The 25,405-nt window shown below is 46.7% G+C and carries 20 protein-coding genes and 1 riboswitch; of the genes, 1 reads left to right on the top strand and 19 read right to left on the bottom strand.

The window, feature by feature from the left end:
- Positions 1 to 70 precede the first annotated feature (70 nt).
- Positions 71 to 170, top strand: a riboswitch (purine riboswitch).
- A gap of 74 nt (positions 171 to 244) precedes the next feature.
- Positions 245 to 1,579, top strand: coding sequence for a 5'-deoxyadenosine deaminase (locus tag GC096_RS23310; RefSeq protein ID WP_171633592.1), 1,335 nt, complete (start codon positions 245 to 247; stop codon positions 1,577 to 1,579).
- 704 nt (positions 1,580 to 2,283) lie between these two features.
- On the opposite strand, the gene GC096_RS23305 is transcribed toward GC096_RS23310, so the two are convergent.
- The 19 genes from GC096_RS23305 to GC096_RS23215 form a co-directional block, all read right to left on the bottom strand.
- The gene (locus GC096_RS23305; protein WP_028555213.1) at positions 2,284 to 2,484 is read right to left on the bottom strand and encodes a cold-shock protein; all 201 of its coding nucleotides are present in this window, start codon (positions 2,482 to 2,484) and stop codon (positions 2,284 to 2,286) included.
- Between the two features lie 169 nt (positions 2,485 to 2,653).
- The gene (locus GC096_RS23300; protein ID WP_171633591.1) at positions 2,654 to 2,872 is read right to left on the bottom strand and encodes a helix-turn-helix domain-containing protein; all 219 of its coding nucleotides are present in this window, start codon (positions 2,870 to 2,872) and stop codon (positions 2,654 to 2,656) included.
- Between the two features lie 12 nt (positions 2,873 to 2,884).
- On the bottom strand, positions 2,885 to 3,283 hold the full coding sequence (locus GC096_RS23295) for a pyrophosphohydrolase domain-containing protein (protein ID WP_171633589.1): 399 nt from the start codon (positions 3,281 to 3,283) through the stop codon (positions 2,885 to 2,887).
- Between the two features lie 80 nt (positions 3,284 to 3,363).
- Positions 3,364 to 3,906: a C40 family peptidase gene (locus tag GC096_RS23290; protein ID WP_171633588.1), complete on the bottom strand. Its 543-nt coding sequence runs from the start codon at positions 3,904 to 3,906 to the stop codon at positions 3,364 to 3,366.
- A 158-nt stretch (positions 3,907 to 4,064) separates the two neighbouring features.
- Entirely contained in the window at positions 4,065 to 5,261 is a 1,197-nt protein-coding gene (locus GC096_RS23285; RefSeq protein ID WP_171633586.1) for a response regulator, read from the bottom strand.
- 5 nt (positions 5,262 to 5,266) lie between these two features.
- Positions 5,267 to 7,099, bottom strand: coding sequence for a sensor histidine kinase (locus GC096_RS23280; protein WP_312886328.1), 1,833 nt, complete (start codon positions 7,097 to 7,099; stop codon positions 5,267 to 5,269).
- An 82-nt stretch (positions 7,100 to 7,181) separates the two neighbouring features.
- A complete protein-coding gene (locus tag GC096_RS23275) occupies positions 7,182 to 8,063 on the bottom strand; it encodes a carbohydrate ABC transporter permease (RefSeq protein WP_171633585.1) in 882 nt (293 codons plus the stop codon).
- A gap of 16 nt (positions 8,064 to 8,079) precedes the next feature.
- Complete coding sequence (locus GC096_RS23270; RefSeq protein ID WP_171633583.1) at positions 8,080 to 8,970, bottom strand: carbohydrate ABC transporter permease; 891 nt, start codon at positions 8,968 to 8,970, stop codon at positions 8,080 to 8,082.
- Positions 8,971 to 9,079: 109 nt separating this feature from the next.
- Positions 9,080 to 10,432 carry an extracellular solute-binding protein gene (locus GC096_RS23265; protein WP_216626238.1) on the bottom strand — a complete coding sequence of 451 codons (1,353 nt, stop codon included), beginning with the start codon at positions 10,430 to 10,432 and terminating at the stop codon, positions 9,080 to 9,082.
- Positions 10,433 to 10,691: 259 nt separating this feature from the next.
- Complete coding sequence (locus GC096_RS23260) at positions 10,692 to 12,992, bottom strand: DUF4962 domain-containing protein (protein ID WP_171633579.1); 2,301 nt, start codon at positions 12,990 to 12,992, stop codon at positions 10,692 to 10,694.
- A gap of 136 nt (positions 12,993 to 13,128) precedes the next feature.
- Positions 13,129 to 15,195, bottom strand: coding sequence for a heparinase II/III domain-containing protein (locus GC096_RS23255; RefSeq protein ID WP_171633578.1), 2,067 nt, complete (start codon positions 15,193 to 15,195; stop codon positions 13,129 to 13,131).
- On the bottom strand, positions 15,192 to 15,959 hold the full coding sequence (locus GC096_RS23250; RefSeq protein WP_171633576.1) for an SDR family NAD(P)-dependent oxidoreductase: 768 nt from the start codon (positions 15,957 to 15,959) through the stop codon (positions 15,192 to 15,194). The genes GC096_RS23255 and GC096_RS23250 overlap by 4 nt, the downstream gene beginning before the upstream one ends.
- Positions 15,960 to 16,307: 348 nt before the next feature.
- On the bottom strand, positions 16,308 to 18,161 hold the full coding sequence (locus tag GC096_RS23245; protein WP_171633574.1) for a cache domain-containing sensor histidine kinase: 1,854 nt from the start codon (positions 18,159 to 18,161) through the stop codon (positions 16,308 to 16,310).
- Positions 18,161 to 19,198, bottom strand: a complete 1,038-nt coding sequence (locus GC096_RS23240) for a response regulator (protein ID WP_171633572.1) — start codon at positions 19,196 to 19,198, stop codon at positions 18,161 to 18,163. Before GC096_RS23240 ends, GC096_RS23245 begins: the two co-directional genes overlap by 1 nt.
- Before the next feature lie 88 nt (positions 19,199 to 19,286).
- On the bottom strand, positions 19,287 to 20,876 hold the full coding sequence (locus tag GC096_RS23235; protein WP_171633571.1) for an extracellular solute-binding protein: 1,590 nt from the start codon (positions 20,874 to 20,876) through the stop codon (positions 19,287 to 19,289).
- A 169-nt stretch (positions 20,877 to 21,045) separates the two neighbouring features.
- Complete coding sequence (locus GC096_RS23230) at positions 21,046 to 21,927, bottom strand: carbohydrate ABC transporter permease (protein WP_171633569.1); 882 nt, start codon at positions 21,925 to 21,927, stop codon at positions 21,046 to 21,048.
- 18 nt (positions 21,928 to 21,945) lie between these two features.
- Positions 21,946 to 22,878 (bottom strand): ABC transporter permease, encoded by a 933-nt coding sequence (locus GC096_RS23225; RefSeq protein ID WP_246302916.1) that lies wholly within the window; start codon positions 22,876 to 22,878, stop codon positions 21,946 to 21,948.
- Positions 22,879 to 23,085: 207 nt separating this feature from the next.
- A complete protein-coding gene (locus tag GC096_RS23220; RefSeq protein WP_171633566.1) occupies positions 23,086 to 24,318 on the bottom strand; it encodes a Ger(x)C family spore germination protein in 1,233 nt (410 codons plus the stop codon).
- Complete coding sequence (locus GC096_RS23215) at positions 24,302 to 25,402, bottom strand: GerAB/ArcD/ProY family transporter (protein ID WP_171633564.1); 1,101 nt, start codon at positions 25,400 to 25,402, stop codon at positions 24,302 to 24,304. Before GC096_RS23215 ends, GC096_RS23220 begins: the two co-directional genes overlap by 17 nt.
- Between the last annotated feature and the right edge of the window lie 3 nt (positions 25,403 to 25,405).

Genomic DNA, 25,405 nt, shown 5'->3' with positions numbered 1-25,405 from the left:
ATGTCATATTAACTTACACATAGTTGACAAAACATACCTTGGCAGTTTACTCTAAAAGAGGAAGGCACGACAAATTGCATATAACCTCTTTCGTATATCCTTAATAATTGGATTAAGGGTCTCTACTTAGAAACCGTAAATTTCTAGCTACGAAAAATGTGCACTGAGCAACAGGCATATTTTTCATGGCTAGTTTTTTTGTGCCTATATATTCATATATTAGGGGAGTAGGAGGTTTTGATCGATGACAACGATTTTAATTAAAGATGCACAGATCGTAACCATGAATCGTAGCGGAGACATTATAACGGGGGATATTTTGATCGAAAATGACCGCATTACCGCGATCGGGCCCGATTTGAACCCTACACATGCTGATAAAATCATTAACGCCAAGAATCGCACGATCATTCCAGGCTTTATTCAGACACATATCCACTTATGCCAGACGTTGTTCCGTGGTAAAGGGGACGATCTCGAGCTTATGGATTGGTTGAAAAAGCGGATTTGGCCGCTTGAAGCCTCCCATGATGAGGAATCGATCTACTATTCGGCGATGCTCGGTATTGGTGAACTGATTCAAAGCGGCACCACAACGATCGTGGATATGGAGACGGTGCACCATACGGATTTTGCTTTTCAGGCTATCGCCGAGAGTGGGATTCGAGCATTATCAGGCAAGGTGATGATGGACAAAGGGGACGAAGTTCCTTTCGCTTTGCAGGAAAATACGACAGAATCGCTGCAACAAAGCGTTGATTTATTGGAAAAATGGAACGGACACGATGACGGGCGTATCCAGTACGCGTTCTCACCGCGTTTCGTCATCTCGTGTACGGAAGAGTTGCTGCGCGAGGTTCGCAATTTGTCGGAACAGTACAATGTGAAGGTCCACACGCACGCTTCTGAAAATCTCGGTGAGATCGAGATCGTGCAAGCTGAAACCGGCATGCGCAACGTCGTCTACCTCGATCATCTCGGTTTAGCGAATGAGCGTTTGATCCTCGCACACTGCATTTGGCTCGATGAGCAAGAGAAACGCATCATCCACGAGCGTGGCGTGCATGTCAGCCACTGCCCGGGCTCTAACCTGAAGCTGGCTTCAGGGATCGCCGAGACGCCGGAGATGCTGAAGATGGACATCTCTGTCAGCTTAGGGGCAGATGGTGCGCCGTGCAACAACAATCTCGATATGTTCAACGAGATGCGGCTCGCTGCGCTCATCCAGAAGCCCGTGCACGGACCGACGGCGATGAACGCGCAGGCGGTCTTCCGCATGGCGACCATCGGCGGCGCTCGCGCCGTTGGCATGGCTGATGAGATCGGCAGTCTCGAAGTCGGCAAGAAGGCCGACCTCGCGATCCTCGATCTCAACAACTTCCACACGTATCCGTCCTACGACGTGGATCCGATCTCGCGCATCGTCTACTCGGCGACGCGTGCTGATGTCGAAACGACCATCATCAATGGTCGGATCGTCATGGAAAACCGCATCCTGCGGACGGTTGATAAGGACATCGTCCTGCCCGAGGCGAACCGCTCGATTCAGCGGTTGCTGAAGAGAGCGAACCTGCGCTAGCGTTTATTAGCGCGACACAAACAAGAAGAGGCTGTACCTTACGTAGACTTTTCTACTACAGGTACAACCTCTTCTTTATTTTAGGGGAGCAGCAATCCTTCAACAGCCGAAACTAGTGACGAAAGGGATCGTAGATGCCTTATTTCTCAGAAACCAACCGAAATTAACTCCGAGGGGAACCTGAGTGCGCTATTCGCTTGATTTCCGGCATTTATGGCGTTTTTCGGCGAAATAGAGCACCGTGGTTCCCTTCGACGTCGAATTCGCCTATTTGGCAGCAAATAGCGCATTCTCGTTCCCTTACAAATGAATAGTGGGGATCCTACGGGCTACTGCGCTGAGCATGCGGCTCTTCGCAGGTCCAGAGCCCCCAATGATGGACAAGGCCGCTTCGGCGCGTGTTCCACGCAGTAGCGGATAAAGGCCCACAAGACCGCGTAGCGCACGCCGAGAAGCTCGTCCTAGCAACAGCGAGGCGCATGGCCGATCGCCCTCTGCTGAGACTCAGACGCGACTAGGGCAGCTTCTTACTGCCATCTCTTGCTTTCTCCGCCCGTTTCCCCTCACCTAATTGCCTTGCTTTTTCTTTCTAGTTTCTTTTGCGTGGCAAACGATCTCTCTCCCCGATCGTTTGCCACGCAAAAGAAAGACCCTTAACTAAGTTAAGGGCCTTTCTAGAGAATGCTATATTTGCAAGCTGAAGCTTACAGTTTTACAACGTTCTCAGCTTGTGGTCCGCGGTTGCCTTGAACTACGTTGAACTCAACGCGTTGGCCTTCGTCCAAAGATTTGAAACCTTCGCCAGTGATTGCGGAGAAATGTACGAATACATCGTTTCCACCTTCAACTTCGATAAATCCAAATCCTTTTTCTGCGTTAAACCATTTAACTGTTCCTACTGCCATGGGTAATACCTCCAAAGTTTTATTAACATGTCTTTTTTCTTGTTTCGAACAAAAAAATTACACATTGGAAAAGGTTTCATTTACTTAAATGATAACCCTTTGCAATACGCAATTCAGGTTTTCCCTTTAAGACTATTAATACTGTACCACACTATATTAGGTATTGCAATTATACCTGAGAGGGATTTATTGCTAAAGCAACGAAGGCTTCCCTGTCGTCAATTTTAAGTGCTATAGCTAGTGCTAATGCGACATCTTTCGACGGGATGATTCGACCATTTTCGATAGAATTTAGGATGGAATAGCTGATCCCCGCTTTCTCGCCCAGCTTGCGTAATGTGAGATTTTGCTGTTGTCGCAGCTCTTTGAGCCGATTGTGGAAGGCCATGCTCGCCTCACCTCAACTTTCCTTAGTTTTTTGTTTTTGAATTTCAGTTCTAATTTTGTCGAATGGGTCTTCCCAGTGCGGCGGTTTGATGGTTTTGCCCATTTCATTCTTATGAACCTTCCCATCGGGCCAAACCTTGGACATATTCGCGTGCTGAACAATATCAAAAATCGGTCCAGGCTCTACACCCATTTCAACAAGTGTCCCTAGCACAAAATACAACTCATCAATCATCGCATCTACTTCATCTTCTAACGTAGCTGCTTCTTCAAATTCATTAAGCTCTTCTTGCATCCATGCCAGACGCGCAGCTTTACGCTGAGCAGATAGGCGCTGTGGTGATGCGCCCACTGGGTGCTCGAACGTTTCATGGAATTTCTTAACAGCTTCAAAGGCTAGCTTTAATGTCATAGTATCTGATCTCCCTTAACATGGTTATAGTTTTCTACTATACACCACCCGAAGGGAGTTGTGGTCAATATCTCTGATGTTTATTTAAAATGGCGTCCCATAATAAAACGGTCTTTCCAATAACCAGAGTTCATTTCACGTACAACAACGCCAGAACTGGCCGTATTGCTAATGAACTGCCCGTTACCGATATAAATACCCACATGATTAATAACGCCAGGCGTCGATGTACTAAACATCACTAAGTCGCCCTTGCTGAGGCTTGTCTTCTTCGAGACCAGGGTTCCTAATTTCGCTTGCGCTTTGGATCCCCAAGGAAGCGTAATCCCATTCTTACTAAAAACGAGCTGCGTATAGGCCGAACAATCCAAAATAAGACGGCTCGTGTTTCTCGTACCAAATCTGTAAGTAACCTTTCCGATGTACGACTTCGCAGTGCGCAGGATACTGTCTACACGGGACGTGCTCGTCGCTGTAGCTGAAACGGCAGCTACAGCCCCATTCGTCGTTGTCGTGGCAGCAGAGGCCGCTTGCGGGCTTAGCAACGCCGTTCCTGCGACTAACATGGACAGACTTAAACCTACAACAGAATGAGTAAGGCGGTTCTTCTTCATAAAAGTCATGATTGATTTCCTCCTTTAGCATAAAAACATTAGTTTATTGGACCTGCTACTACCATAGCACATACCAAATACCCTAATATTTAACAGAAAAGGAGGAAAGTCGCGCCACACCTCGCTGCAGCCACTATTCTGAAAATTGTCTGAGAGTTCCCTGAGCGTCAATCTCTTGACAAAAATGAATCCGCTTTATCGCCCGTATGCTCCTGCCGGAACTCCGATGGTGTAGCTCCATATTTCTTCTTAAACACTTGAGAGAAATGTCTCATATCTTGATAGCCGATGCGCTCAGCAACGTCCGCCAGCTTCATCTTGGGATTCAACAGCAGCTGTTTGGCCTGCTCTAATCGCAGGTTAATGACGAATTCTTTGAATCCCTGACCTGTCTTCTGCTTAAACAGCTGACTAAAATAAACAGGATTCAAATACACAATCGATGCCACTTTCTCCAGCGAAAGATCCTCTTGATAGTGCGTGCGCATATATTGGAGCGCAACCTCAACAGAACGGTCACTGCCGCTGGCATGATGCTCATAGACCTGTGTCGTTGAGGCTTGCCGCATGCGTTGAACCTCCGCAGGCACCGACTGGAACTGCTCGATTCGTTCAGTACTCATGATTTGGAAAGGTACCTTCAAATATTTAATAAGGTGACTGCGCAGCTCCTCCACGAGCTGGGCGATACTCGTGCCTTCTGGAGGCGTGACAAGCCCTAGCAGGCTCTTGCTATCATGCACGGTTACAAAACCCTTACCGTAACGGTCAATCAGCTCTTGCAGGACGTTCTCGATAATGAAATTCTCGAGGAACACCGCTTTATCGGTCTCCATTTTAACCATAATTAAGTGGAAATTGGGATGCTGCTCCACGAAAGGGCCCATATCAATACGCCCCGTATCTAGACCCTGCACCCAGCGTTGAAAGACCGCTTCTTGCAAATATTTACGATTCGTCTTGAGCAGCTCGGCTTCCTCAATCAGTTCCGTATCATGAGCAATTTCCTCGCTCAGTTTCCTGATCATTTCGCTCAATACCTCTTTGCCTATCGGCTTCAGCAAATAATCTTTCGCCCCTAGACGCACAGCCTCTTGGGCATAGGAGAATTCCGAGTACGCCGAGATTACGACCCATTTGACATGGGGATGACGGCTTCGTGACATATTCATGAGCTCTAAGCCGGTCATCCCTGGCATGAGAATGTCTGTTAACACGATGTGTATGGATTGACTCCGCAGTATCGTGATGGCTTGCTCCGCGTTAGAGGCCAAATGTATGGTGTGCTCAGGAAAGCGATTCTGCAGCGTACGTTGAATGCCTTCTCGAATAATCGTCTCGTCATCCACAATTAGAATATCCATGGTTGTTATACCCCCTTGCGAGGTAGCGGCATCGCGATGATCACCGTGGTTCCTACCTCTTGTTTGCTTTCGATTCGAAGCCCATACGCGTCTCCGAACATTAATGCAATACGCCGATGGACATTGGTAAGTCCGATACCCCGTCGCGTTTTGCCGTCTTGTACGAGTTGGGATTTGTTGTCCGTATCATCTTTGTACGAGAATCGATCGCCAATCATGCGAGCATCCTCCTCGAGCTTTTCCTGCATCTGACGCAGAAGATCTTGCTCAATCCCCACACCATTATCGGAAATGATAATATGAAGCTCCTGCTCTTGCACCTGCGTGAACACCCGTAGCACACCGGGCTCCCGCATCGGTTCAAGACCATATTTAACGGCATTCTCGATTATGGGCTGCAGGGTCATCTTCGGTAAGGTCACATCCAGCCACTCGGTATCTATCTGTATCTCGGTTCGGACTCTGCCCTCCAGCCGATTCTCAATAATCGTCATATAATGACGCATCTGATCTAGCTCTTGCTGCAGCGTCGTTTTCGAAGCTTCCTGCCAATCACTGCTGTACCGGAACATGTGAGACAACGCTAGGATGACTTTCCCCAGCCGATCGTTCTCCCGTTCATCCAGCATCCAATAAATCATATCTAGTGTGTTGTAGAGGAAATGCGGATTTACCTGAGACTGGAGGGCGTGCAACTCTGCATTTTTCTCACTCATCGAAGACAGTGTAATCCGTTCAATTAACTCATCAATCCGGTTCACCATGCGATTAAAGGACGATACAAGGGAATTGATCTCCTCGAACGACCTAACTGTGACCGAACCCTTAAAATTCCCCATCTCCACCTGTTTCATCTCACGGATAAGCAGTTTCAGAGGGGAAGCAATGTTCTGCGAGATCAAACTTGCCAAAGTGGTAGAAAGAATAATGAGGACGATAATCACGACATATAAGTATTCCCGCGTTTTAACAATTTCAGCATTGATATCACCCTTAGGGGTTAAGCCGAACACGGTCCAATTCGACATTTTCGCATTGGCAGCTACAATCAATTGATCCGTCTGATCATCGACGATGATTTCATTCTTATAAGGACGCGGTAGTCCACTAAAAGAGGGAGAGTTCTTCTTATCTTCCGCCGTCGTTGCGATTAAGCGATTATCCTGATCTACGATGTATACGCGGCTGTTTGGACTGATCGTCACGTTGGACAGAGCAGCTAGAATCGGCTGCGGATTCGTTTCAATCAGCATGACGCCGATGACGCGGTGGTCGGTCAGATCGAACAGCTTTCTGCCAAAGACAAACATCGGATCACGCTGGAACTGATTGATAACAGAGCCTTGTACGAGCCCTAGCCAAACCATCTCCCCTGTGGAGTCCTGCAGCTTCTTATACCAATCCGCAGAGGAATAATTCGCATCGATTACGCTATCAAAGCCGCGTTCGTAATTATAGTTTTTGCCAGCATTCGTAACGACATGAATCCCGACAATATCATCCCGTGAATAATAAATGGCGCCTAATATATTTGTAATGGTTCGCTCATTAAAAATACTCGTCGTCACATCGGGACTGCTATCCCGTTCTTCAATTAAGCGAATCATCTCATTGTTACTATTCAAAGATTTCGTAATACTGTCATAGCCTTGCAGGAGCAAATCAAATAAGCCTACGGTTTGTGAAATATTTTTCTGAGCTAAATCATTAATCTTGTTATGTATGATTTGCGTCGTTTTCTGATAGTACAAAAAACTGACAATCAACACGAGCACAAGCATCGAGGAGATGAATAGCATAAATAGCCGATTATGAATGGAATTAAGGCCCCGTTTCACCTGATCGCGATCCCCTCTCCTAAGACGGTATGTGCTATTTTACCATATTCCCATCAGAAATAGAAAAAAGCGAGGGGTGAAGTTAACCCTTCACCGCTCCCGCTACCATACCTTTTGTAATTTTATCCGCTAATAAGAAGTACACGATAATTACTGGCAACGCACCTAGTACAAGGAATGCCCCGATCGCGCCATAGTTAACGGAATATTGACTGACGAAGCTGTTCACTCCGAAAGGAAGCGTCTTAAGCCGCTCGGACGAGATAAACGTCGCTGCTAAGATGTACTCGTTCCAGATGTTAATGAAGGTAAGGATACACACCGTCATCATCGGAGGAACCGAAATCGGAAGAATGATCCCCGTGAAAATTTTGAAAATCCCCGCGCCATCCACGACAGCCGACTCTTCAATCTCTGCCGGAATGGATTTCATAAAACCGCTGAGGATAAAGACCGCAACTGGCGTTTGAAACGCGATATAGGGCAGAATGATCGAAAGATGCGTATTCAGGATGTGCATGTTTTTGAAAATAATCATCAGCGGCAACAAGGTTGCCTGCATGGGAACCATCATCCCGATCAGGAAGATGACCATGACGAGCTGCCCGTACTTCCATTTGAACCGTGTAATGGCAAAAGCCGTTAAGGAACTCAAGAAGAGGACACATACCATTGTAATTAAGGTAACGAAGAGGCTGTTCTTCAAGTACTGGAAGTAATGCCCCGACTTGATCGCATTCGTGAAGTTGCTCCATTGGAGCACATGCGGCAGTGAGAAGAACCGTCCAGACAGGATTTCCTCATTCGTTTTGAGGGAATAAATGAACAGCCAAAGCAATGGATATACCTGTGTGACCACAAGTAGGGATAGAAATATGACAACAAGAACCTTTAGGATAGAGAAGCTTTTGCGTCTCCGGATGATGGCAGGTTTAGCCGAAGCTACATCCCTGGCGTTTAACATGGTGACACTCCCCTTCCTACGTATATTTTTTCTCTAGTTTGTTGAATATCGAGTTAATAATGACGGTTGCCACGAGACATACCACTACCAAGAAGGCTGCAATCGCGCTTCCGTAACCATACTTCAGGGATAGGAAGGAATTGTTGTACATCAAGGTGGAGATGACATCTGTCGCATGTGCAGGTCCCCCGCCTGTCATGACCATAATCATGTCAAACGCTTGTAAGGAACCGATGAAAGCAAGGACGATCGATATTTTGAAAATCGGAATATTCATAGGGAAAGTGATATACCAGTCGGCTTTCAGGCCTTCTGCTCCATCCAGACGCGCAGCTTCATAGATATCAGCTGGAATGTTCTGAATACCAGTAAACTGGATTAATGTGTGATAACCCAAGTACTGCCATAGGGCTACAAAATATAGGGAGTACATAGCAATTTTCGGATCTGTTAACCATGATCTCGTCCAGCTATGTAAGTTTAGTAAATCTAGGACTTGATTGAGCATACCGCCCATTGATGCTGGATTGTAAATGGTTTTCCACAATTGTCCAATGATAACGACTGATAAAATTACCGGTAAAAAGTAAGCAGAAACAAGGAAATTCGGTTTTTTGATAAAACGATTTAGTAAAATGGCTACACCCAATGCAATCGGGATTTCACACATGGAAAACACAGCAAACATTAATGTGCGTTTGACAGATGGCCAGAATACAGGATCATGGAAAAGCATCGTACGGAAGTTCTCTAAACCAATGAACTTCGATGTGCCAATCCCATTCCATTCCAGCAATCCACTGTACATGGACACGAGAATAGGTACAAACACAAGACCAACATAAATGATCAAACAGGGCAGTACAAACATGGCAATCGTCCACTTGGAGACTCTTAACACATTCACTTGGCTCGCCTCCTTCATGGGGTTAGATATACCCATGGGGAACTTACCTTAGCACCTCAGAGGCGCTCCAGGTAAATTCCCTATTGGGCTACTACATCACTTTATTTATTTATTTCTTTTTGTTTGTGTCGTAAGCTGTTTGGTGCTCTTTCGCTACAGTTGCAGGATCAACTTTTTGTACGAAAAGGTTTTGAATACTTGTTAAGTGACCTTGTGCAGTTCCTGGGTTCATCGTGTTATCAAACGCTAGGTCGCCGCCTTTAACTTTCTTGAACAAGCCAAGAACGTCCATTGCCATATCGGAGTATCCAGCAGCTTTGAAGTCGCCGTCAACTTTTTGACCTACACCAACAGCGCCTTTAACTTTGAACGCTTCTTTCGGGTAGTTCAACATGAAGAAGTTCAAGAAATCTTTGGTTTCTTTCAAATGCTTGCTGTTTGCAGAGATAGCGAATGCGGATCCTGGAGCCAACATGAACTCATCAGGGTTACCTTTCCCTTTAACTGTAGGGAATTGGAACACGCCAACTTTACCGTTAACGGAAGAAGTTTCGATACCGCCAGTTGCCCAGCTACCCATGTAGTACATAGCCGCTTTACCTGTTTTGAACAAGTTCTCGCCTGCGTTGTAATCAAATGAAGTTGCGCCTTCTTGGAACGCGCCAGCTTGGATCAAGTCTTCGAAAGAGCTAACTGCATCCGTGAATGCTGGATCAGCGAATGTTTTCTTACCATCAACAACAGCTTGCAAGAATCCAGGGCCGCCGTTGGTGCGAAGCAATACGTTCATGAACAAGAAGGAACCCGTCCAGGAATCTTTTTCACCGATCGCCATTGGCTGAATGCCTTTGGATTTCAAGATTTTTACGTCCTCAACCATTTCTTCGAAGGTTTTTGGAACATCAGCAATACCAGCTTGTTTGAACAAGTCTTTGTTGTAGTAAATAACACCGATGTTGTTACCATCCGGCAACGCGTAAATGTTCTTGTTGAAGCTGTAGAAGTCAAGAATTCCACTTTGGAACGTATCTTTAAGTCCGTTTTGCTCAACCATGTCATTCAATGGTGCGAATAGGCCCGCATCTACGAAAGGTTGCATTTGTGCAGCTGGGTTAACGATTGTGATATCAGGCACTTCTTTGGAAGCTGCTTGAGTTTTCAATTTAAGTTTTTGTTGATCCGTGTTCAGGGAATCCAGCTCGATTTTGATGTTAGGGTTTTTCGCTTGGTAGTCAGCAACGATTTTTTTCAACATGCCGTTTTTCGGATCTGTCGGATCTGGATATATATTTTGGAAAGTGATCGTAATGTTTTCAGCTTTCGCTGTAGCAGCCGGAGCTGTTGATGCGCCTGCAGCCGGCGAAGCCGTGCTTTTGCTATCTCCGTTTGAACCACATGCTGTTAAACTGATGGCTAGCACGCTTGCCCCAATCACTTGTAGTGCTTTATACTTTTTCACCAATGTAAATCCCCCTCGTTCGTTTTGAGTGAATGTCTTTATGTCCTTATTATGCCGTGAAATTGGTACCCCTTACAATGTGTGAACTTTAGGTATGATGTTTGATTTCTATAGATTTATCTCTGCGCCTTAACTTTCCCCCTAGGGTATTTTTTTATGAGAAAGATTGCATTTTAGCGCTGAAAATCAGGGGATAAAGACAAAGAAAAAACGACCTCCTATAGCTTGCGCTGATAGACAGGTCGCTGATTCGCGAGATATTTTAGTAAGCCTTTGGAACTTCTACTCGGTGCGTGATGCCATCTTCCGTGAAGTAAATATGAACGTCGAAACCTTGGTCATCCATGAAATAAGAGACGTATTTCGGCTCGCCATGTTTGATCGGTACAAGCAATGTTGCGATACGGTGGCTACGGGAGGATGTCGTCGTTGCCTTCAAATGATAGTGCGGCGGCAAACCTTCGATCTCCGATTGATCGATGTCGCTGAAGCTCTGATGCTGGGACAATTGGAGTTCCCCAGAGGAACAGTAGACGAAACGGCCATCCATATCGGCCTTGCGTCCTTGGACTTTGAACGTTTGTCCGTTCAACTTCATCTCATACAGCGTCTGGAACAGCCAGTCTACAGATCCCGGTTGCCCAAGATCGATATGATCGACGACGACAACGTAAGTGCCGAAGAAATACAGTTCACGTACATACCGCTCTAGGTAGGGTACATATTCTTGGTAGGCCGCGGTTGCGTTAGCACGAGAATAACCGTAGCCTTTACGCTGCTCGGCAATTTCGACGAAACCATTAGCCGCCATATTCAGCACTTTGTTTTTTTCGGCGTATTGACCAAGACCGTCGATCAAAATATTGTTCGTTGAGCGCGTTTGTCTGCGCCAATTCATATGCATCGTGGAGCTGAACGCCACGTAGTAGCCGCTCTCAATGGCCAGCGGCTCGCCGTAGGCATGCAGCAAGAAGCCATTTTGATCGCCATGACTATGACTCACAGATCCATATTTACTGCTCTTCGTGAGAAGCATGATGTGACGCTCCGGATCAGCCATATTCGAATGGAAGGCGACCCAATCAATGTCACGGAACCATTTGACCGACTGAATATTCGCATCGGTAGGTGCGATCGCTTCAACCTGCGGATAGTCGTGACGATAAACCATTTCATCAAATCGGAAGTCCCACCAACCATAGTTGTAAAACTTCATCTCTGAATCTGTATCCGTCTCACGAACACGTTCGTAATACCATTGATACAAACCGTTTCCTGTCACACCTGCAAATTGGCGAATGTTGAAGCCCGTTTTCAAGCTGACGGGATCCCCCAATGTCGATTGATCGCCGAAACTAGCACGCAAGGTGTCTGGACTGAACGCATACAGCGGGAAATCACCTGTTTTTGCGAAAAATGGTCGCTTGTAAAAGTTAATGCCTGTATATTTCTTCAGCAGATTCATCGCTTCCGTAACAAAAGCCATTCCCGTCGTCCAATACATGGCGCCTTCGGCCCAGCCCCCATCGGGTCCGCCCCACGGCGAGTAGAGACATGCATAATATTCCAGGGTATAGTCTAACCATTCTTGAACCTCCGGCTCTTCCTGCAAAAGCACAATGCAGCAAGGCACAAGCACACTGGATAAAGAACGTACGGCGTGACTGTCGAACGGGACATGATGAATTTTGGAATGCTCGATAACATGTTGCGCGATTTGGCGTGTACGTTCGAGCAGAACGTGACGAATATGCTTTCGTTCATCCTCGGATAGCTGATCATAGAGCCAGTCATAGCCCCAGGCGATAGCGCCTGCCATTCGAAAGGAAGCCTCATCGTTATAGTCACGACTCGTCGTCCCTTTAACGTCCCAAGTACTGATGTGAAGCAGCCAGGTTTTGGCACGATCTAATAGCGTAGCATCGTTGAGCAACTGGCCTGCTACTGCCAAATGACGCACCGCATACAAGGCTTCTTGTGTATCCATATACATTTGCCGCCACAATTTGGCTACTCGCTTATTTCCTGGGTAATGAAGCGGCTCCGCAATCAGATCTCGTTCGATCCATGGTTTGACAGACTTCTCATAGAAAACATCCCATTCGCAATAGCTTGGATCCGTCGCTAAAGCGGTGCGGAAGGCTTCTACTTCGGAAGCTTGCAGCCATAATCGTGGATGCTGGGTCGAGACCTCTGCATACCGCTTAGCTCTACTTGGCAGCGGAGTTTCAGGCAAATCTGCTGGTACTTCGAAGCGGCGAATGCAGCTCCATGCCGTTTGTTCGCCATTTTCTTCGAGCAATGCATAGCGCCAGTAGTATGTGCCTGCGTTGAGTGCAGCATCAGGTGTGTATAAATTATATGGAATCGGTTGAACAGTCTGCGTTTCGGCAGGTTCGAAAGCCTCTGATTGTGCGATCTGCAGCACATAACGATCGTGCTCCAACTGTGCGGGAATCCACGTGAAGCGAGGTGGATTTTCCAGCAATACCGTCTTCTCATTCGGCTCGTATTGTACGGTTAACACACCGCTCTTCGGTTCGTAAAGTGGCGATAGTGACATGGATAGTTCCCCTCCAGGCTTGGTTCTGTAAGGCTTATGATATTACGGTGTGAGGTTGTAAAACGTTTTTGCGTTTCTGAATTTTTACCTTTCAGCGCGCCGAGCATATCTTTCGAACAAAAGCCCGAATGACAAATCACAAAATTTGTAATCCTTTATCTGTCATTTTAACACGGACAGCATCATTCGGAATATTAAGAGTTATGCTGATTTCATCATCCGCTATTTGTGAAAGCTGAACTGCACTACCTGCGCGATAGACATGAATGAAATCTGCTCTACGGTCATTACGGCGGTGCAACATTGCTGTTAATGAGCGACTAGGATCCACGGCATCGCCAGGTGTCTGAACAGCCACAATCTCATCACCAGGTTGAACGAGTGCGGAGTGATAGATGACAGCGTCTGAGTTCGTGAGGTTGTAAGAAGCTTGCAGTTCAGCCACGCCATTACCGGCAACCCCTTCAGAGGGTACAAATCCACTAGTAATCGGCAGTTGCTGCTCCTTGAGCGTCGTAACGTCCCCTACTTTCTCAGCGACAAGCAATGGATAACTAGCCTCTGGGTTAAGTGGTTGCTGCAAAGCTTCTACCGCTACAACAGGGTGCATCCACCACTCAATCGCTTGCGTTTGATCACCAGAAAGCTCAACTTGGAACCAGTCCAACATCCAATCCTCCGTAAGCAAAAGATGTCGATTCATCGTACAGCCTTCGTAGCCTTCCGTCGATTGCAGCCAAGCGCAAACCGAATTCGCTGTCGATTCATAGTGCTTCAGGCGCCCTTCATGCGGCGCTTGCGATTGACCTGCCAGCGAAACCGTGTTGTGGCTGGCTGTCTCTGCGAACCATGATCTGCGCATGGACGAGCCGTAAGGCACCATCCCCAGATCAGGTGTTAGGGTTTGATCTTGGTGCATCAACGTCAAATGCAGCTTGTCGTAGTGGCCATGGGAACCGCCGTGCTCGCCGAAATCGGCGAGGAACGACAGCGGATTCCCCGCGATGCGGCCGATGACGAAGCCAGCGTCCAGCCAGAGCCGCGAGCCGCGCGGCTCTGAAGCTGCGGCGCGGTCAGCGCCTCCGCCGTAGAGCAGCGCCTCCAGCTGCTCGTTCCCGGCAGCGCCTAGCTGCCGGTACGCTTCGCGCAGCACAGGCGCGAGGCCGGCGATGCCGTAGATCGCGAGCCCCTGCTCCGCGATCTCGGCGATTTCGCGGGCATAAGGGCCCCGCTCAAGCGGTCCGTCATGCAGGGCCGGCAAAGCGCCCTGGTCGTCGGCCAAGTCGGCCAACGCTTCGAGCATGCCGCGCATGGACTGCCCCTCTGCGCCAGTCGTGGCGTAGAGATCAATACCGAAGCGCTGCGCCATTTCGGCAGCGATAAGATAGGCACGAAGCACGAATACGTGGTAATACGTGCTTCCTTCGAATTCGAATTGATCGGCTTTCACGCCGATGGATAAATGATGAATGAAGCCGCCTTGGCCTTCAATAAGTGCTTCAAGCAACGCTTGCTCGCCTCGAGCCGCGTACACACAAGATAAGGACGCATTCAACCAAGCGGTGTAGTTGTTCTCCGCATTGTTCCGCTCATGGATCAGAATATGTCGATACTCTTCCATACTCTCCGCCAACAAACCTAAGAACACGTCGATCGCTACCTGTTCCTTCGCATCAAAGGTAATACCCTCATCGCGAAGAAGCAGATAAGCACGTATCAGTGTTGTAGACCAGATCGCCTCCGTCAATGCTTGGTGGAATGCACGTCCCTTTAGCATCCAGCTCTGTGCTTCCGGATGCACCGGGTAGTGGGGGAATTGCTCCGCGTACTCGACAAGCAAACGTTTGCTAATCTGTGCATAGGAAACGTCACCCAGCGCTGCATAAACAGCGGCCGATTGCAACGCCACTCGTGCCAAGGACTGGTGCTTAAACACGAGCCAAGCACCACGGTAGGCATCGCCTGTAATCACACACCCGTGTGGGCACAGAAATTCGGAAGCATCTACAAACCTTTCATCGAACATCAGTTCGGTGTGATGATGTGGACAAACATACTGGTGCCACCAACCACCAGGTTCTTTAGGAACGACCAGGCTGCCTGCTTGCTGCAGCCTGTCGATTTCTTCTTGGAGTTTGCGGGCGGTTTGACCCGCCCACGTCAATGTTTCTACTTTAGCGGCCAAAGGGATCGCGGTACTCATCGCATCATCATCCCGCCGTTGATTTCAATCGTTTCACCTGTTACATAAGCAGCTAAATTGGAAGCCAGGTAAAGAACTGCGCCAGCTACATCATCTGGCGTTCCTTCACGTTGCAGCGGAATGCCATTAATCGTTGCTTGGCGCGCAGCATCCGTTGTGAATGTCGCGTGGAACATCGTATTGCCGATGAAACCCGGTGAAACGTTGTTCACGGTGATGCCACTTGCGGCAACTTCTTTCGCCAAACCTTTAGAGAAAGTAAGCACTGCTGCTTTACTTGCCGCATACACACTTCCACCTGGTCCGCCACCATTATGTGCAGCTACAGAAGTCATATTGATGATTCGGCCGTAGCCTTTTTCTTTCATACCTGCAAGGACGCGTTTGGATACGAAAACCGTGCTTTTTAAGTTTACATCCATGATGCGATCGTACATCTCTTCGGACATATCGACATTCGGCACGCGCTGTACAAGGTGGCCTGCGTTATTGACAAGAATATCGATCGTTCCACCCAAGGATTGCTCAACTTCACTCACAAGTCTATCGATTTGTTCCACGTTTGTTACATCCGCTTGTACAAGAACGGCTTCCCCACCTAAAGCTTGAATTTCAGCCACAACTTCTTGTCCTTGTGCCACATTGTTCAAGCAATTCACGCCTACTTTCGCACCGTTGCTAGCCAATGCTAACGCAATCGCGCGTCCAATCCCTGCATTTGATCCTGTTACAAGTGCTATTTTCCCCGTTAAGTTGATGTTCATTGTGGTATCCTCCCATGGATGTAAATCTATATTTTTATTTGAATCGCTGCTTGTGCAGCGTAACTACCTGTAATTTTAATGGACATGAGCGACGCTATTTCTAATAAAACAGACAATTTCCTCGTGTAACGGACTCCAGCGACGCTATTAACTGTGTTGGAAGCAAAATTGTGCCTCAAACAAGGGAATAACGGCCACGTTGTCCGTTAGAACATGTGAATCCCGCTAAAAGGCCGATTAACGTCATCTATGTCCGTTAGCCGAGATTAGGCGGCGGGATACGGGCGCGAAGGGGCAGTCCGTGTGGCACAGACGGAGGGTTCGTTTTGCTCCCTGGCGCCGCTTCACTCACGCACGCAGCCGAGGCCGCGCCGTCTCCGGCATCGTCATCGTGATGCAGGTGCCGCGTCCCCACTCGCTGTCAACGGACAGCCCGTAGGCTTCCCCGAACACCATTTGAATCCGTCGATGGACGTTCATCAGACCGATGCCGCCACCCCGTTTCATCCCGGTGCTTGCTTCTTCCGGCTCCGCCAGACGATTCTCCTCTAGTTTCCTACGTAACTCAGCAAGTCTTTCCGGCATCATGCCCGTGCCATTGTCCTCGATGAAAACTTGGAACAAGCCGCCCTCTTTGCGAGCATCAATACGAATGGTATGCCGCTCTTCCACACCTTCTGGAAAAGCATGTTGGAAAATATTTTCAATCAACGGCTGCAACGTCAAGCGGACCATCTTTTCTAGCAGCAGGCTTGGCGGGATCGCTACATCAATCTCGAATTCCCGCTCCGTCCGATGCTGCAAAATAATCATATAGTTCCGCACATGATTCAACTCATTCGCAACCGTGATTTCCTCTAGATTGGTCTGAACGGAGTAGCGAAGCATGAAAGCCATAGCCTCAACCATTTCCGTAATTTCTCCTGAATCCTGAACAATGGCGTAACAGTTGATCGTTTCCAGTGTGTTGTATAAGAAGTGCGGATTAATTTGCAGCTGCAGGGACTGAAATTCGGCCCTCTGACGTTCCAGCTTGGTCTCGCCAAGCTCGAGTGCGTTTTTCTGCTGCTCCAGCTCGGCCTCATACACACGCTCGATCATATCCGATAGACGCGTTACCATCAGATTGTAGCTGTGAATGAGTCCACCCATCTCATCCGTTCTCCCCGCGTCCTCGATATACTGCCAGTTCCCTTTCTCCGTCTCCCGCATGCTGTCTTTGAGATCCCGAATCGGCCTAATAATGGAGCGACCAAAGCGAGAAGCAAGCACAAGTGCAGCAGCCAATGTAACCAGACCTACAATGATCGTCGTGGTTCGAATCGTGTTGGCAGGTCGGCGCAGCTCCTGCACTGGCATAGAGGCAACAAGGTTCCAATCGGAATATCCTGATTTCCTCGACACAAACATACGTTCTTCGCCATTATATTTGGACAAAAATGTTTGATTTCCACTTGTCAGCACTTGCGAAGCTAACTCATCCTGCGATTTGCGTTCACTCATCGTACGTGGATAAATGTAGTTGCCCGTGTCATCCACAATGAAGAAAAAACCTTCTTTCCCCAAGCTAACACGGTCCCACGTCTTCGCAAGTTCATCTAGCTTGATTTCAATGGCGACAACTCCGCGGTTGGCATCCCCATAGGATGGACCCCTCACTTTGCGAGCCATCGTTACAACGGACCCTTCATCAACAGGACGGATACTCATATTGAGCAGCGCAATTTTGCCATCACCAGGCGTTGATTTCATCAAGTAGTCGAACTTTTCACGTACAAGCACGGGATCGAAATTCAGCAGGTTCTGATTCTCGTAAATAACGGATCGACCGTGCTGACCCACGACGTAGCTCATGTTTAGCTGTTTATACAGGGTAATGACGGAAGTGACCGAAATTCGGGCGAATTCCTTGATTTTCTCCGAATACACATAGTATTCATAACCATCATCTGGCTTGATTTCCATGAATGCTCGCACATCCGAATTCGACGAAAAGGCATTGCTGAGTAGCTCATACGCCTGTAAATAGCTATCCGTTTGATAGTTCGCACTATCGATCATCTGCTCCATATATTGCTTAACTTGATCATCCAGCGCCCGTGAAGATTGCACATAGGACACAGCCCCAACGGACACCAACGATAGGACGATAACGATGAGAAAATACGCATAAATTTGACGCGAAAGCGACTTTCTCTTCATTATCGGATCCCCATACGCTGACGGTATTCCGAGGGTAGACAGCCTTCATACTTTTTGAATGTTTTGGTAAAATGCGGATGATCCGCATACCCGACCTCACCGGAAATATCGGTAATGCGCCAATGCGGCTGTTGCAGCAGCTTCTTCGCCTTCTCCATACGGCGGCGTGTCCGATACTGAACGAAGGTTTCTTGCGTATTTTGCTTAAACAATTGGCTAAAGTAGGAGGGATTCAATCCAATGAATTCAGCTACCTCTTCTAAGGAAACTTCCTCCGCCAAATGCTTCTCCATATACTGTTTCGCCTCTTCGACTGGGTCCTTCTGCTTGCCTTTGCGCTTATTCTTGAGCTCTTGCAACAACCCTCTCACAGAGGCCGTAAACCACAGCCACACATCTTCCTCGCTGAGCGAAGCAGAAATCTGGGGCTCTTCCTGAATCATATACACATCCCGAACGATAAGCCGCCCATGTACAAGCGTGTAAATCTCCTGCACAATATCACTCATGCGATTGAGCTTTAATTTATAAGTACCTAGCTCCGCCTTGATCTCCTCGAGATCTCGGTCAAGTTCCTCTTGCTGCAGCATCCATACCGCTTGCTCCAAACGGGTAGCCCAACTCTCCAGCTTCGTGACGGCGACGAAAGACTCAGAGCTCACCTTGCTTTTGTTCAGAATGAGCTTCTCTAGCACCTGCTGAAATCCCTTAATGTTGACTGGCTTCAACAAATATTCTTTGACCCCGTAAGACACACATTTCTGCGCGTACTCGAAATCCCCATAACCGGAGATCACGACCACTTGAATGTCAGCATCCATCTCGGCAATTTGTGCACATAGCTCCAGACCATCCATCTTCGGCATGCGTATATCTGTAAATAGAAAATCAGGACGTTCCTCTTGAATCCGCTGCATTGCGACAACACCATTCTCAGCCGTTCGCAAGCTTTCAATGGGCAGCCCCGATTGTTCCACAAGCTTCTGTAATCCTCTGCGTATCATCGGTTCGTCATCGACAATGAGTATGCGGTACATGAGAAACTCTCCTTTCAAAATGGGATGAAATGCACGCTCCCCACGTACCGTTGGGCACGTGAGGAGGCGGCATGCTCAGGAACTGAGCTTATTTACGCGGCATCGACACAGTCGTACCGGAATCTTTACTATTAAATTTCTCTGTTGCTTCCTTGATAACTTCGTTTCCACCTTTGGACTTCCACTCTTCCAAAACTTTCGGCCAGTCGGAAATTGGTTCTTTACCATAAACCATTTTCACCATGTGGGAAAGAATAACTGGAGGCGCTTGGTCGGAAAGCGGTGAAATATCAGGGTTTTTCATCAAAGATTCTAGACGAGGCTCGAAGTTGATACCATCGCGTCCTTCATTCTTCAACGTCGTGTCATACACGTTCATCAATTTCTTGCCATCTTCTGTCAAGCTAAGTGTACCCTTATTATAAGTTGTATCTTGGACAAGCCACAAGAAAGATTGACGGTAACGCTCTTCATCGACTGCAGCTGGATCAGTTGGTGCTTTGTAGTCGATTTTACCATTAGCTTCTGTATACGTGTCGCCTTGGATACCGAATGTAAAGAATTTCTCAGCTTCATCGGACATCATCCAGTCGAAGAACTTGATGATTTGCTCGGCATTTTTCACGTTCTTGTTGATGAAGTAAGCACGCGGCGCTGGTCCATACAAGTAGTGACCACCTTTACCGTCGGGTCCAGTTGGAGAACTGATAATTTCGATATCGCCCGTTGGCACTGTTGCTTTCAGTTGTGTTTCCCATTGCAGCATTTCATTGGCGTTCATGGACCACATACCTGCTTTACCTGCAAGAATCGTGTTTTTGAACACAGTCGCATTGATAGTTGCGAATTCTTTGTTGATCAAGCCTTCGTCAAACATCGTTTTGTACGTTTGCAGGGCTTTCATCATGTTCTCTGTATCAAAGAATTTCGGCAGGATTTGATCGCCAGACTTCTCGAACATCGACAGGTACGGATACACATCGTAAGCACCGAAGAAGGAATCGGCATATTTGAAGTTTTCACGGCCCATGTATGGGTTCTCGACACCCATTTCTTTGAACTTACGCAGAACAGCCATGTACTCATCAACCGTTTTCGGCACGCCTAAACCTGTTTTGTCTAACAAATCTTTACGGATAAAGATCGAACGACGGGATGGGTTGGACAAGTACTCCGGAATCGCATAGATTTTACCGTTGTACGTTACGTTATCCCAAGCGTCTTTCGGAACTTTTTTCAGCAAATTCTGACCATACTTCTTCAGCAGCTCATCTAGCGGTTGGAATACACCGGCTTTTACAGATCCCGCCATTTCCTTCCCGTTCACACCACCGCTGCCTTGAACGACGTCCGGGATATCATTAGTTGCAAACATTTGGATCATTTTTTGTTCATATTCTTTGTGTGGAACGAGCACGATATTCATATCGGAGTTTGTTAGTTCTTCGAGCTTTTTCACCCATTTGTCTTGATTAATATCAGGCGATTTCTCAACATGTCCGAAAGCAAGTGTACGCAAGGAGATCGAGAACTTCGTTTTCTCTGCTGGCTTTGTACTAGCAGTTGTAGTCGCACCTGCACTTGATGCCGGTTTATCCTCAGTCTTGGAAGAAGAACAAGCAGCCATCACACTGGCCATTAATACGACAGCCATCGTCGTGGGAATCCATTTTTTCATTTCTACCCCTCTTTTCATATCGACTAGGTAACTAACACTTTCATAACCCCATTGTAAAAGCGTTTACAATTTGCGACTATGGACTGTCTTTAGTTCGAATTGTCTTTTTTTTAGAATTGTGTAAAAAGAGTTAAATAGTAGGTTTTTTGTATAAATCTGTCGATACCAATTAGGATTTCACCGATCCAACCATCATACCTTTAACGAAATGACGTTGTAAGAACGGGTAAATAATAATGATCGGAAGCGTTGCGATAATGATCGTCGCCATTTTGATACCCTCTGGGTCCATGTGAGCAAGCCCGCTGAACTGGGAGGCGTTCGGATCAATCGTAATATCGTCGGACACGATTAACTGACGCAGTTTAACTTGCAGCGGCCAGAGCGTCGGTTTATTGAGGTAATAAATCGCACTTTGATACGTGTTCCAGTGGCTTACCGCGTAGAAGATACCTAGTGATGCCATAACTGGCTTCGATAGCGGCAACACGATTCGCCAAATCATACCCATTTCCGAGGTGCCGTCAATTCGACCTGAATCAATGATTTCACTCGGGATTTGTAGGAAGAATGAACGCATAATAAAGAAGTTAAAGGCACTGATTGCACCTGGAATCAATAAAGCCCAAAGCGAGTTCGTCAAATGTAAATTCTTCATCAAAATAAAGTTAGGAATCAGTGGTGCTGTAAACACCATTGTGATCAAAACCATGACCACAATCGCTTTGCGACCCATATACTCAGGACGTGAAACGGGATAAGCCAAGGAGGCCGTGGCAATCAAATTAATTAGTGTACCTACGATCGTAATATACACGGTTACCCCAAAGGAACGCCAGATGGCATGATCACTGAACACATACTGATAGTTAATTGTCGTAAAATGAACCGGCAGGAAGAGAACATCCCCCTTCACGATCGCTTCTGATGAACTGAAGGATTGAGCCAGTACGTTTAAGAACGGCAGAAGCATCACGAGAGAAATTGCCGTTAGAAATATCACATTAAAGCCGTTAAACACTTGCCAGCCGGCTGTCGGCTTGCGATTCATAAAGCGTTCACCTCCGTCTTAGTACAAGCTTTCACCCGTTGTTTTTTTACTTAATACATTACCCGTCACAATGAAGATTACTCCGACTAATGCTTTGAAAAGCCCGATTGCTGTCGTATAACTGTATTGCTGACCGAGTAAGCCTGCGGTGTAAATATACGTATCTAATATTTCTCCATTTTCCTTATTAAGCGGATTCAAGAATACATAAACGCGCTCGAAGCCGAAGTCTAAGAATTTACCAATGTGTAAAAGGAACAAGATCATAATTGTCGGCAGCAAGGATGGAAGTGTAATGGAAATCGTCTGTCTCCAGCGATTAGCACCATCTACCTCAGAGGCCTCATATAAATCAGGGTTAATTCCTGCTAATGCAGCCAAATAAATAATCGTGCCATAACCGGAATCACGCCAAATCCCCGAACCAATCAATACGGTGCGAATCCAGGATTCTTCACCTAAGAAATAAATCGGTTCAAAACCTAGCCATGTAACAAAGTGATTCACAGCCCCTGTAGATGGTGAAAGAATACCAATCGCGATCCCGCTCACGATAACCCAGGACAAGAAGTGAGGCATATACACGACCGTTTGAAGCACACGCTTGTACAAGACAACGCGAAGCTCGTTCAGGAGCAAGGCGAGAATAATCGGTGCTGGAAAACCAAGGAGGAGATCATATACTCCAATGAGTACGGTGTTTTTTAAAATATTAAGAAAGTCATAGTGCGCGAACATTCGGGTAAAGTTATCTAAACCAACCCACTTACTGCCTGTGAAACCGTCAAAAATATTGTACTCCTGAAACGCAATGACAGAGCCCAACAAAGGTACATACTTGAAAATAATAAAATAAATAATGCCCGGCAGTGATATCAGATATAACGCCTTATACTTCCAAAACGCGCGCAGCAAGGACTTGCCTTTGCTCATCTGCTTACGTCCACTCATCTGCTTTACCGCTTGTGCGTTGACCGCCATCCTCTGGCCCCCCTCACTTATCTTCGTCGATGTTATAGGTCTATCGTAACCTGATACAGCGCTTTCAACTATGGAATGGCTTTTCACTCACTTGTGTTTTTTTTAGGTTTTGGGGCATGGGAAAAGAGGGATGAACATGCTAATCCGTGCATCATACATCCCTCTTTGTATGTCTATCTAAGAATGCTCAGCTTTCACCCAAGGCGAATAGAGCGTTCTTGACGTTCTGCGAAGCTTGGAGATGACCTGTACGTCCAGTTCGGCCTCTGGTAATATCTCCTTCTCCCATTGATCTTTAATTTGCTTCCATAGTTTAGGATTTCGATCTTCTAATCTGTTGCCGAAAGCAAAAATGTCTGATTTATAGTCAATGGCAACTTTGCGAAAAGCCATATGCACTTCGTTACGAATTGTATTGGACAATTGTTCTTCCAAATAAGAAATCGTTTTGGAATCTACCTTGAACTTACTGCTAGCTTTATCTCCAATATTAAATTCCACACTAATATGGAGTTGAATCACCGCTTTACCATCCGTGTAATAAACCTTGCTCTTACCTTTCTTTTCACCTGCAATTTCCAAGGATATTTGGCAATTCGACTCATTCGGGCAAGGGACGGTAACAATCGCTGTTTTCAGCTTTCCCGTGACCCACATAAAACCTCTCGACTCTGTTCCGTTCAAAGTCCCTACCAGCCTCCCATTGGAAAACACGCCTGTACCCGACGTATAAAATAAACTCGATTGTTTGGCCCCCCCTCCTTGATAGGGCTTCACACCGACCGTGTTTTTGACATAATCCGCTTGTTCAAGTAACTGAAGCATAGAGGTGTAAGGTTGTCCGCCTGTTGGTTCTGCCAGCTTGCGAGCAAATTCAGTAAAATGCACCTTGACGGATTTGCCATCTAAGTCCGTATTTTTAATACTATCTTTCAAGTAATTAGAGGATATGGCTGTAATGTCTGGCGTTGACTCTAACATATCGAGCGCACGTCCTTTTACCAGGGCTATGTAAGCCGTGCCCCGCAGCTCGGGGTCCGATGAGAAAAAGTCCAAGTAATGTCGAACATTTGTTCTTGCCGCTTTTTCTCCAATTAATAACACCTGCAGATGGGACCAATACAGCTTTCTTCCCACGATTTGCAGATAACTTCGCGCTGCTTCGAATGTTGTATCTCCGACTACACTCAATGTTTTCTTTTGCTCTCCCTTTAAGCCGCTCGTTGGTTTCATAGCTTCCAATACAGGCGTTAGAACAGTAAGAACGATTTGTCCCTTATCGTTAAGATCGATGCCCGCGGCAAGGACATATTCGATTTTATCGGCTTCCTGTCTGTTCCAACACCCTGTGGTTAAGATGAGAATCCCGCTCAGCAACAGTAATTTGACGCTTCTACGCAGGTTTCTCATTCGCGGTTCTCCTTGCTTTCCTCTTACCTGCTAACCATAGAATCGTGAGAAGAACGAACGCATACAGCCAGAACGTAACCCCTTTGGCTATTTCGAAGCTAACGATGCTAGCGTTAATGTTGTCAGGGATCATAGATAAGTAAAAGATAATTATAGAAATTGGAATCATTAGATTACCAATGTCAATCGTACCGAACCAGTCCCGAGAACCAACGCAGCAAGCGTAAAACAACAACGAACCTTTGGTAATATTTACAAATATCCACACGGCCAAGAAGGGACTCTCCAAATGCTCAATAAATTCAAATAGGGCAATATCTTTTACTAATTCAATGACAGGAAAAATAAGTCTTTGTGTAAATGCACTGCCATAGGTTCCCATCGTAATCAGGAAAGTTACCTCAAACAAGCACAAGACGATGAACATAGACCACAGTAACGCAGGCAATACTTGGGTTTTTTCCTTGATTTGTGGATAGATATATAGGAGCACGATCATTTCAGAGAACGTACTGCAAATGCCCAATGAACCTTTCCATACCTCCATCAATGAAGCACTAAACAGAGGCTCTATGCGTTCAAGATCCACATTTTCCATCGAAAGGGCAAACATCGTAACGAACAATACAACGATCACGGGAGCAATGATCTCGCCCCAGCGAGCAATTGACAGCATCCCGCCTTGCGCCAAATAATAACGTAGAACGAGCAGCATAATGATAACCAGCTCCAAGGGAGTTTCAGGGAGAACCAGTGAAACGATAATTTCCGCAAGGATCCGTATAATAATTGCAGCAAAAAACAATAACGGCAGCAGGAAGAGAAGTGCGTAAACACGTCCGAAGACAGGTCCAAATAGGCTTAAGCAATACGCAATAATGCTCATCTCTTGCATAGCTGAACCAATTTGTGTAATTAACCAGAAAGTTGGAATGACCATAAGACTGCCTAGGAGGATCGACAGCCATCCACTATGTCCCGAAGCATGCGCTAACGTGCGCGGAAGTGTAAAAAAAATCGTACCAAAAGATATAAAGCATACTAGAATCATCATTTGCTTGGTCGTTAGATGTGCAGATTTCAACGA

The organism is Paenibacillus plantarum (assembly GCF_013141695.1).
Lineage (GTDB): Bacteria > Bacillota > Bacilli > Paenibacillales > NBRC-103111 > Paenibacillus_E > Paenibacillus_E plantarum.
The sequence above is the reverse complement of the archived record's forward strand: the minus strand, read 5'-3'. Positions and strand labels throughout refer to the sequence as shown.

Coding starts and splice junctions, on each gene's coding strand:
- GC096_RS23225 (WP_246302916.1), bottom strand. CDS start 22,878: ATGAGTGGACGTAAGCAGATGAGCAAAGGCAAGTCCTTGCTGCGCGCG.
- GC096_RS23255 (WP_171633578.1), bottom strand. CDS start 15,195: ATGAGTACCGCGATCCCTTTGGCCGCTAAAGTAGAAACATTGACGTGG.
- GC096_RS23245 (WP_171633574.1), bottom strand. CDS start 18,161: ATGAAGAGAAAGTCGCTTTCGCGTCAAATTTATGCGTATTTTCTCATC.
- GC096_RS23230 (WP_171633569.1), bottom strand. CDS start 21,927: ATGAATCGCAAGCCGACAGCCGGCTGGCAAGTGTTTAACGGCTTTAAT.
- GC096_RS23275 (WP_171633585.1), bottom strand. CDS start 8,063: ATGTTAAACGCCAGGGATGTAGCTTCGGCTAAACCTGCCATCATCCGG.
- GC096_RS23260 (WP_171633579.1), bottom strand. CDS start 12,992: ATGTCACTATCGCCACTTTACGAACCGAAGAGCGGTGTGTTAACCGTA.
- GC096_RS23290 (WP_171633588.1), bottom strand. CDS start 3,906: ATGACTTTTATGAAGAAGAACCGCCTTACTCATTCTGTTGTAGGTTTA.
- GC096_RS23240 (WP_171633572.1), bottom strand. CDS start 19,198: ATGTACCGCATACTCATTGTCGATGACGAACCGATGATACGCAGAGGA.
- GC096_RS23305 (WP_028555213.1), bottom strand. CDS start 2,484: ATGGCAGTAGGAACAGTTAAATGGTTTAACGCAGAAAAAGGATTTGGA.
- GC096_RS23295 (WP_171633589.1), bottom strand. CDS start 3,283: ATGACATTAAAGCTAGCCTTTGAAGCTGTTAAGAAATTCCATGAAACG.
- GC096_RS23285 (WP_171633586.1), bottom strand. CDS start 5,261: ATGGATATTCTAATTGTGGATGACGAGACGATTATTCGAGAAGGCATT.
- GC096_RS23250 (WP_171633576.1), bottom strand. CDS start 15,959: ATGAACATCAACTTAACGGGGAAAATAGCACTTGTAACAGGATCAAAT.
- GC096_RS23300 (WP_171633591.1), bottom strand. CDS start 2,872: ATGGCCTTCCACAATCGGCTCAAAGAGCTGCGACAACAGCAAAATCTC.
- GC096_RS23235 (WP_171633571.1), bottom strand. CDS start 20,876: ATGAAAAAATGGATTCCCACGACGATGGCTGTCGTATTAATGGCCAGT.
- GC096_RS23310 (WP_171633592.1), top strand. CDS start 245: ATGACAACGATTTTAATTAAAGATGCACAGATCGTAACCATGAATCGT.
- GC096_RS23220 (WP_171633566.1), bottom strand. CDS start 24,318: ATGAGAAACCTGCGTAGAAGCGTCAAATTACTGTTGCTGAGCGGGATT.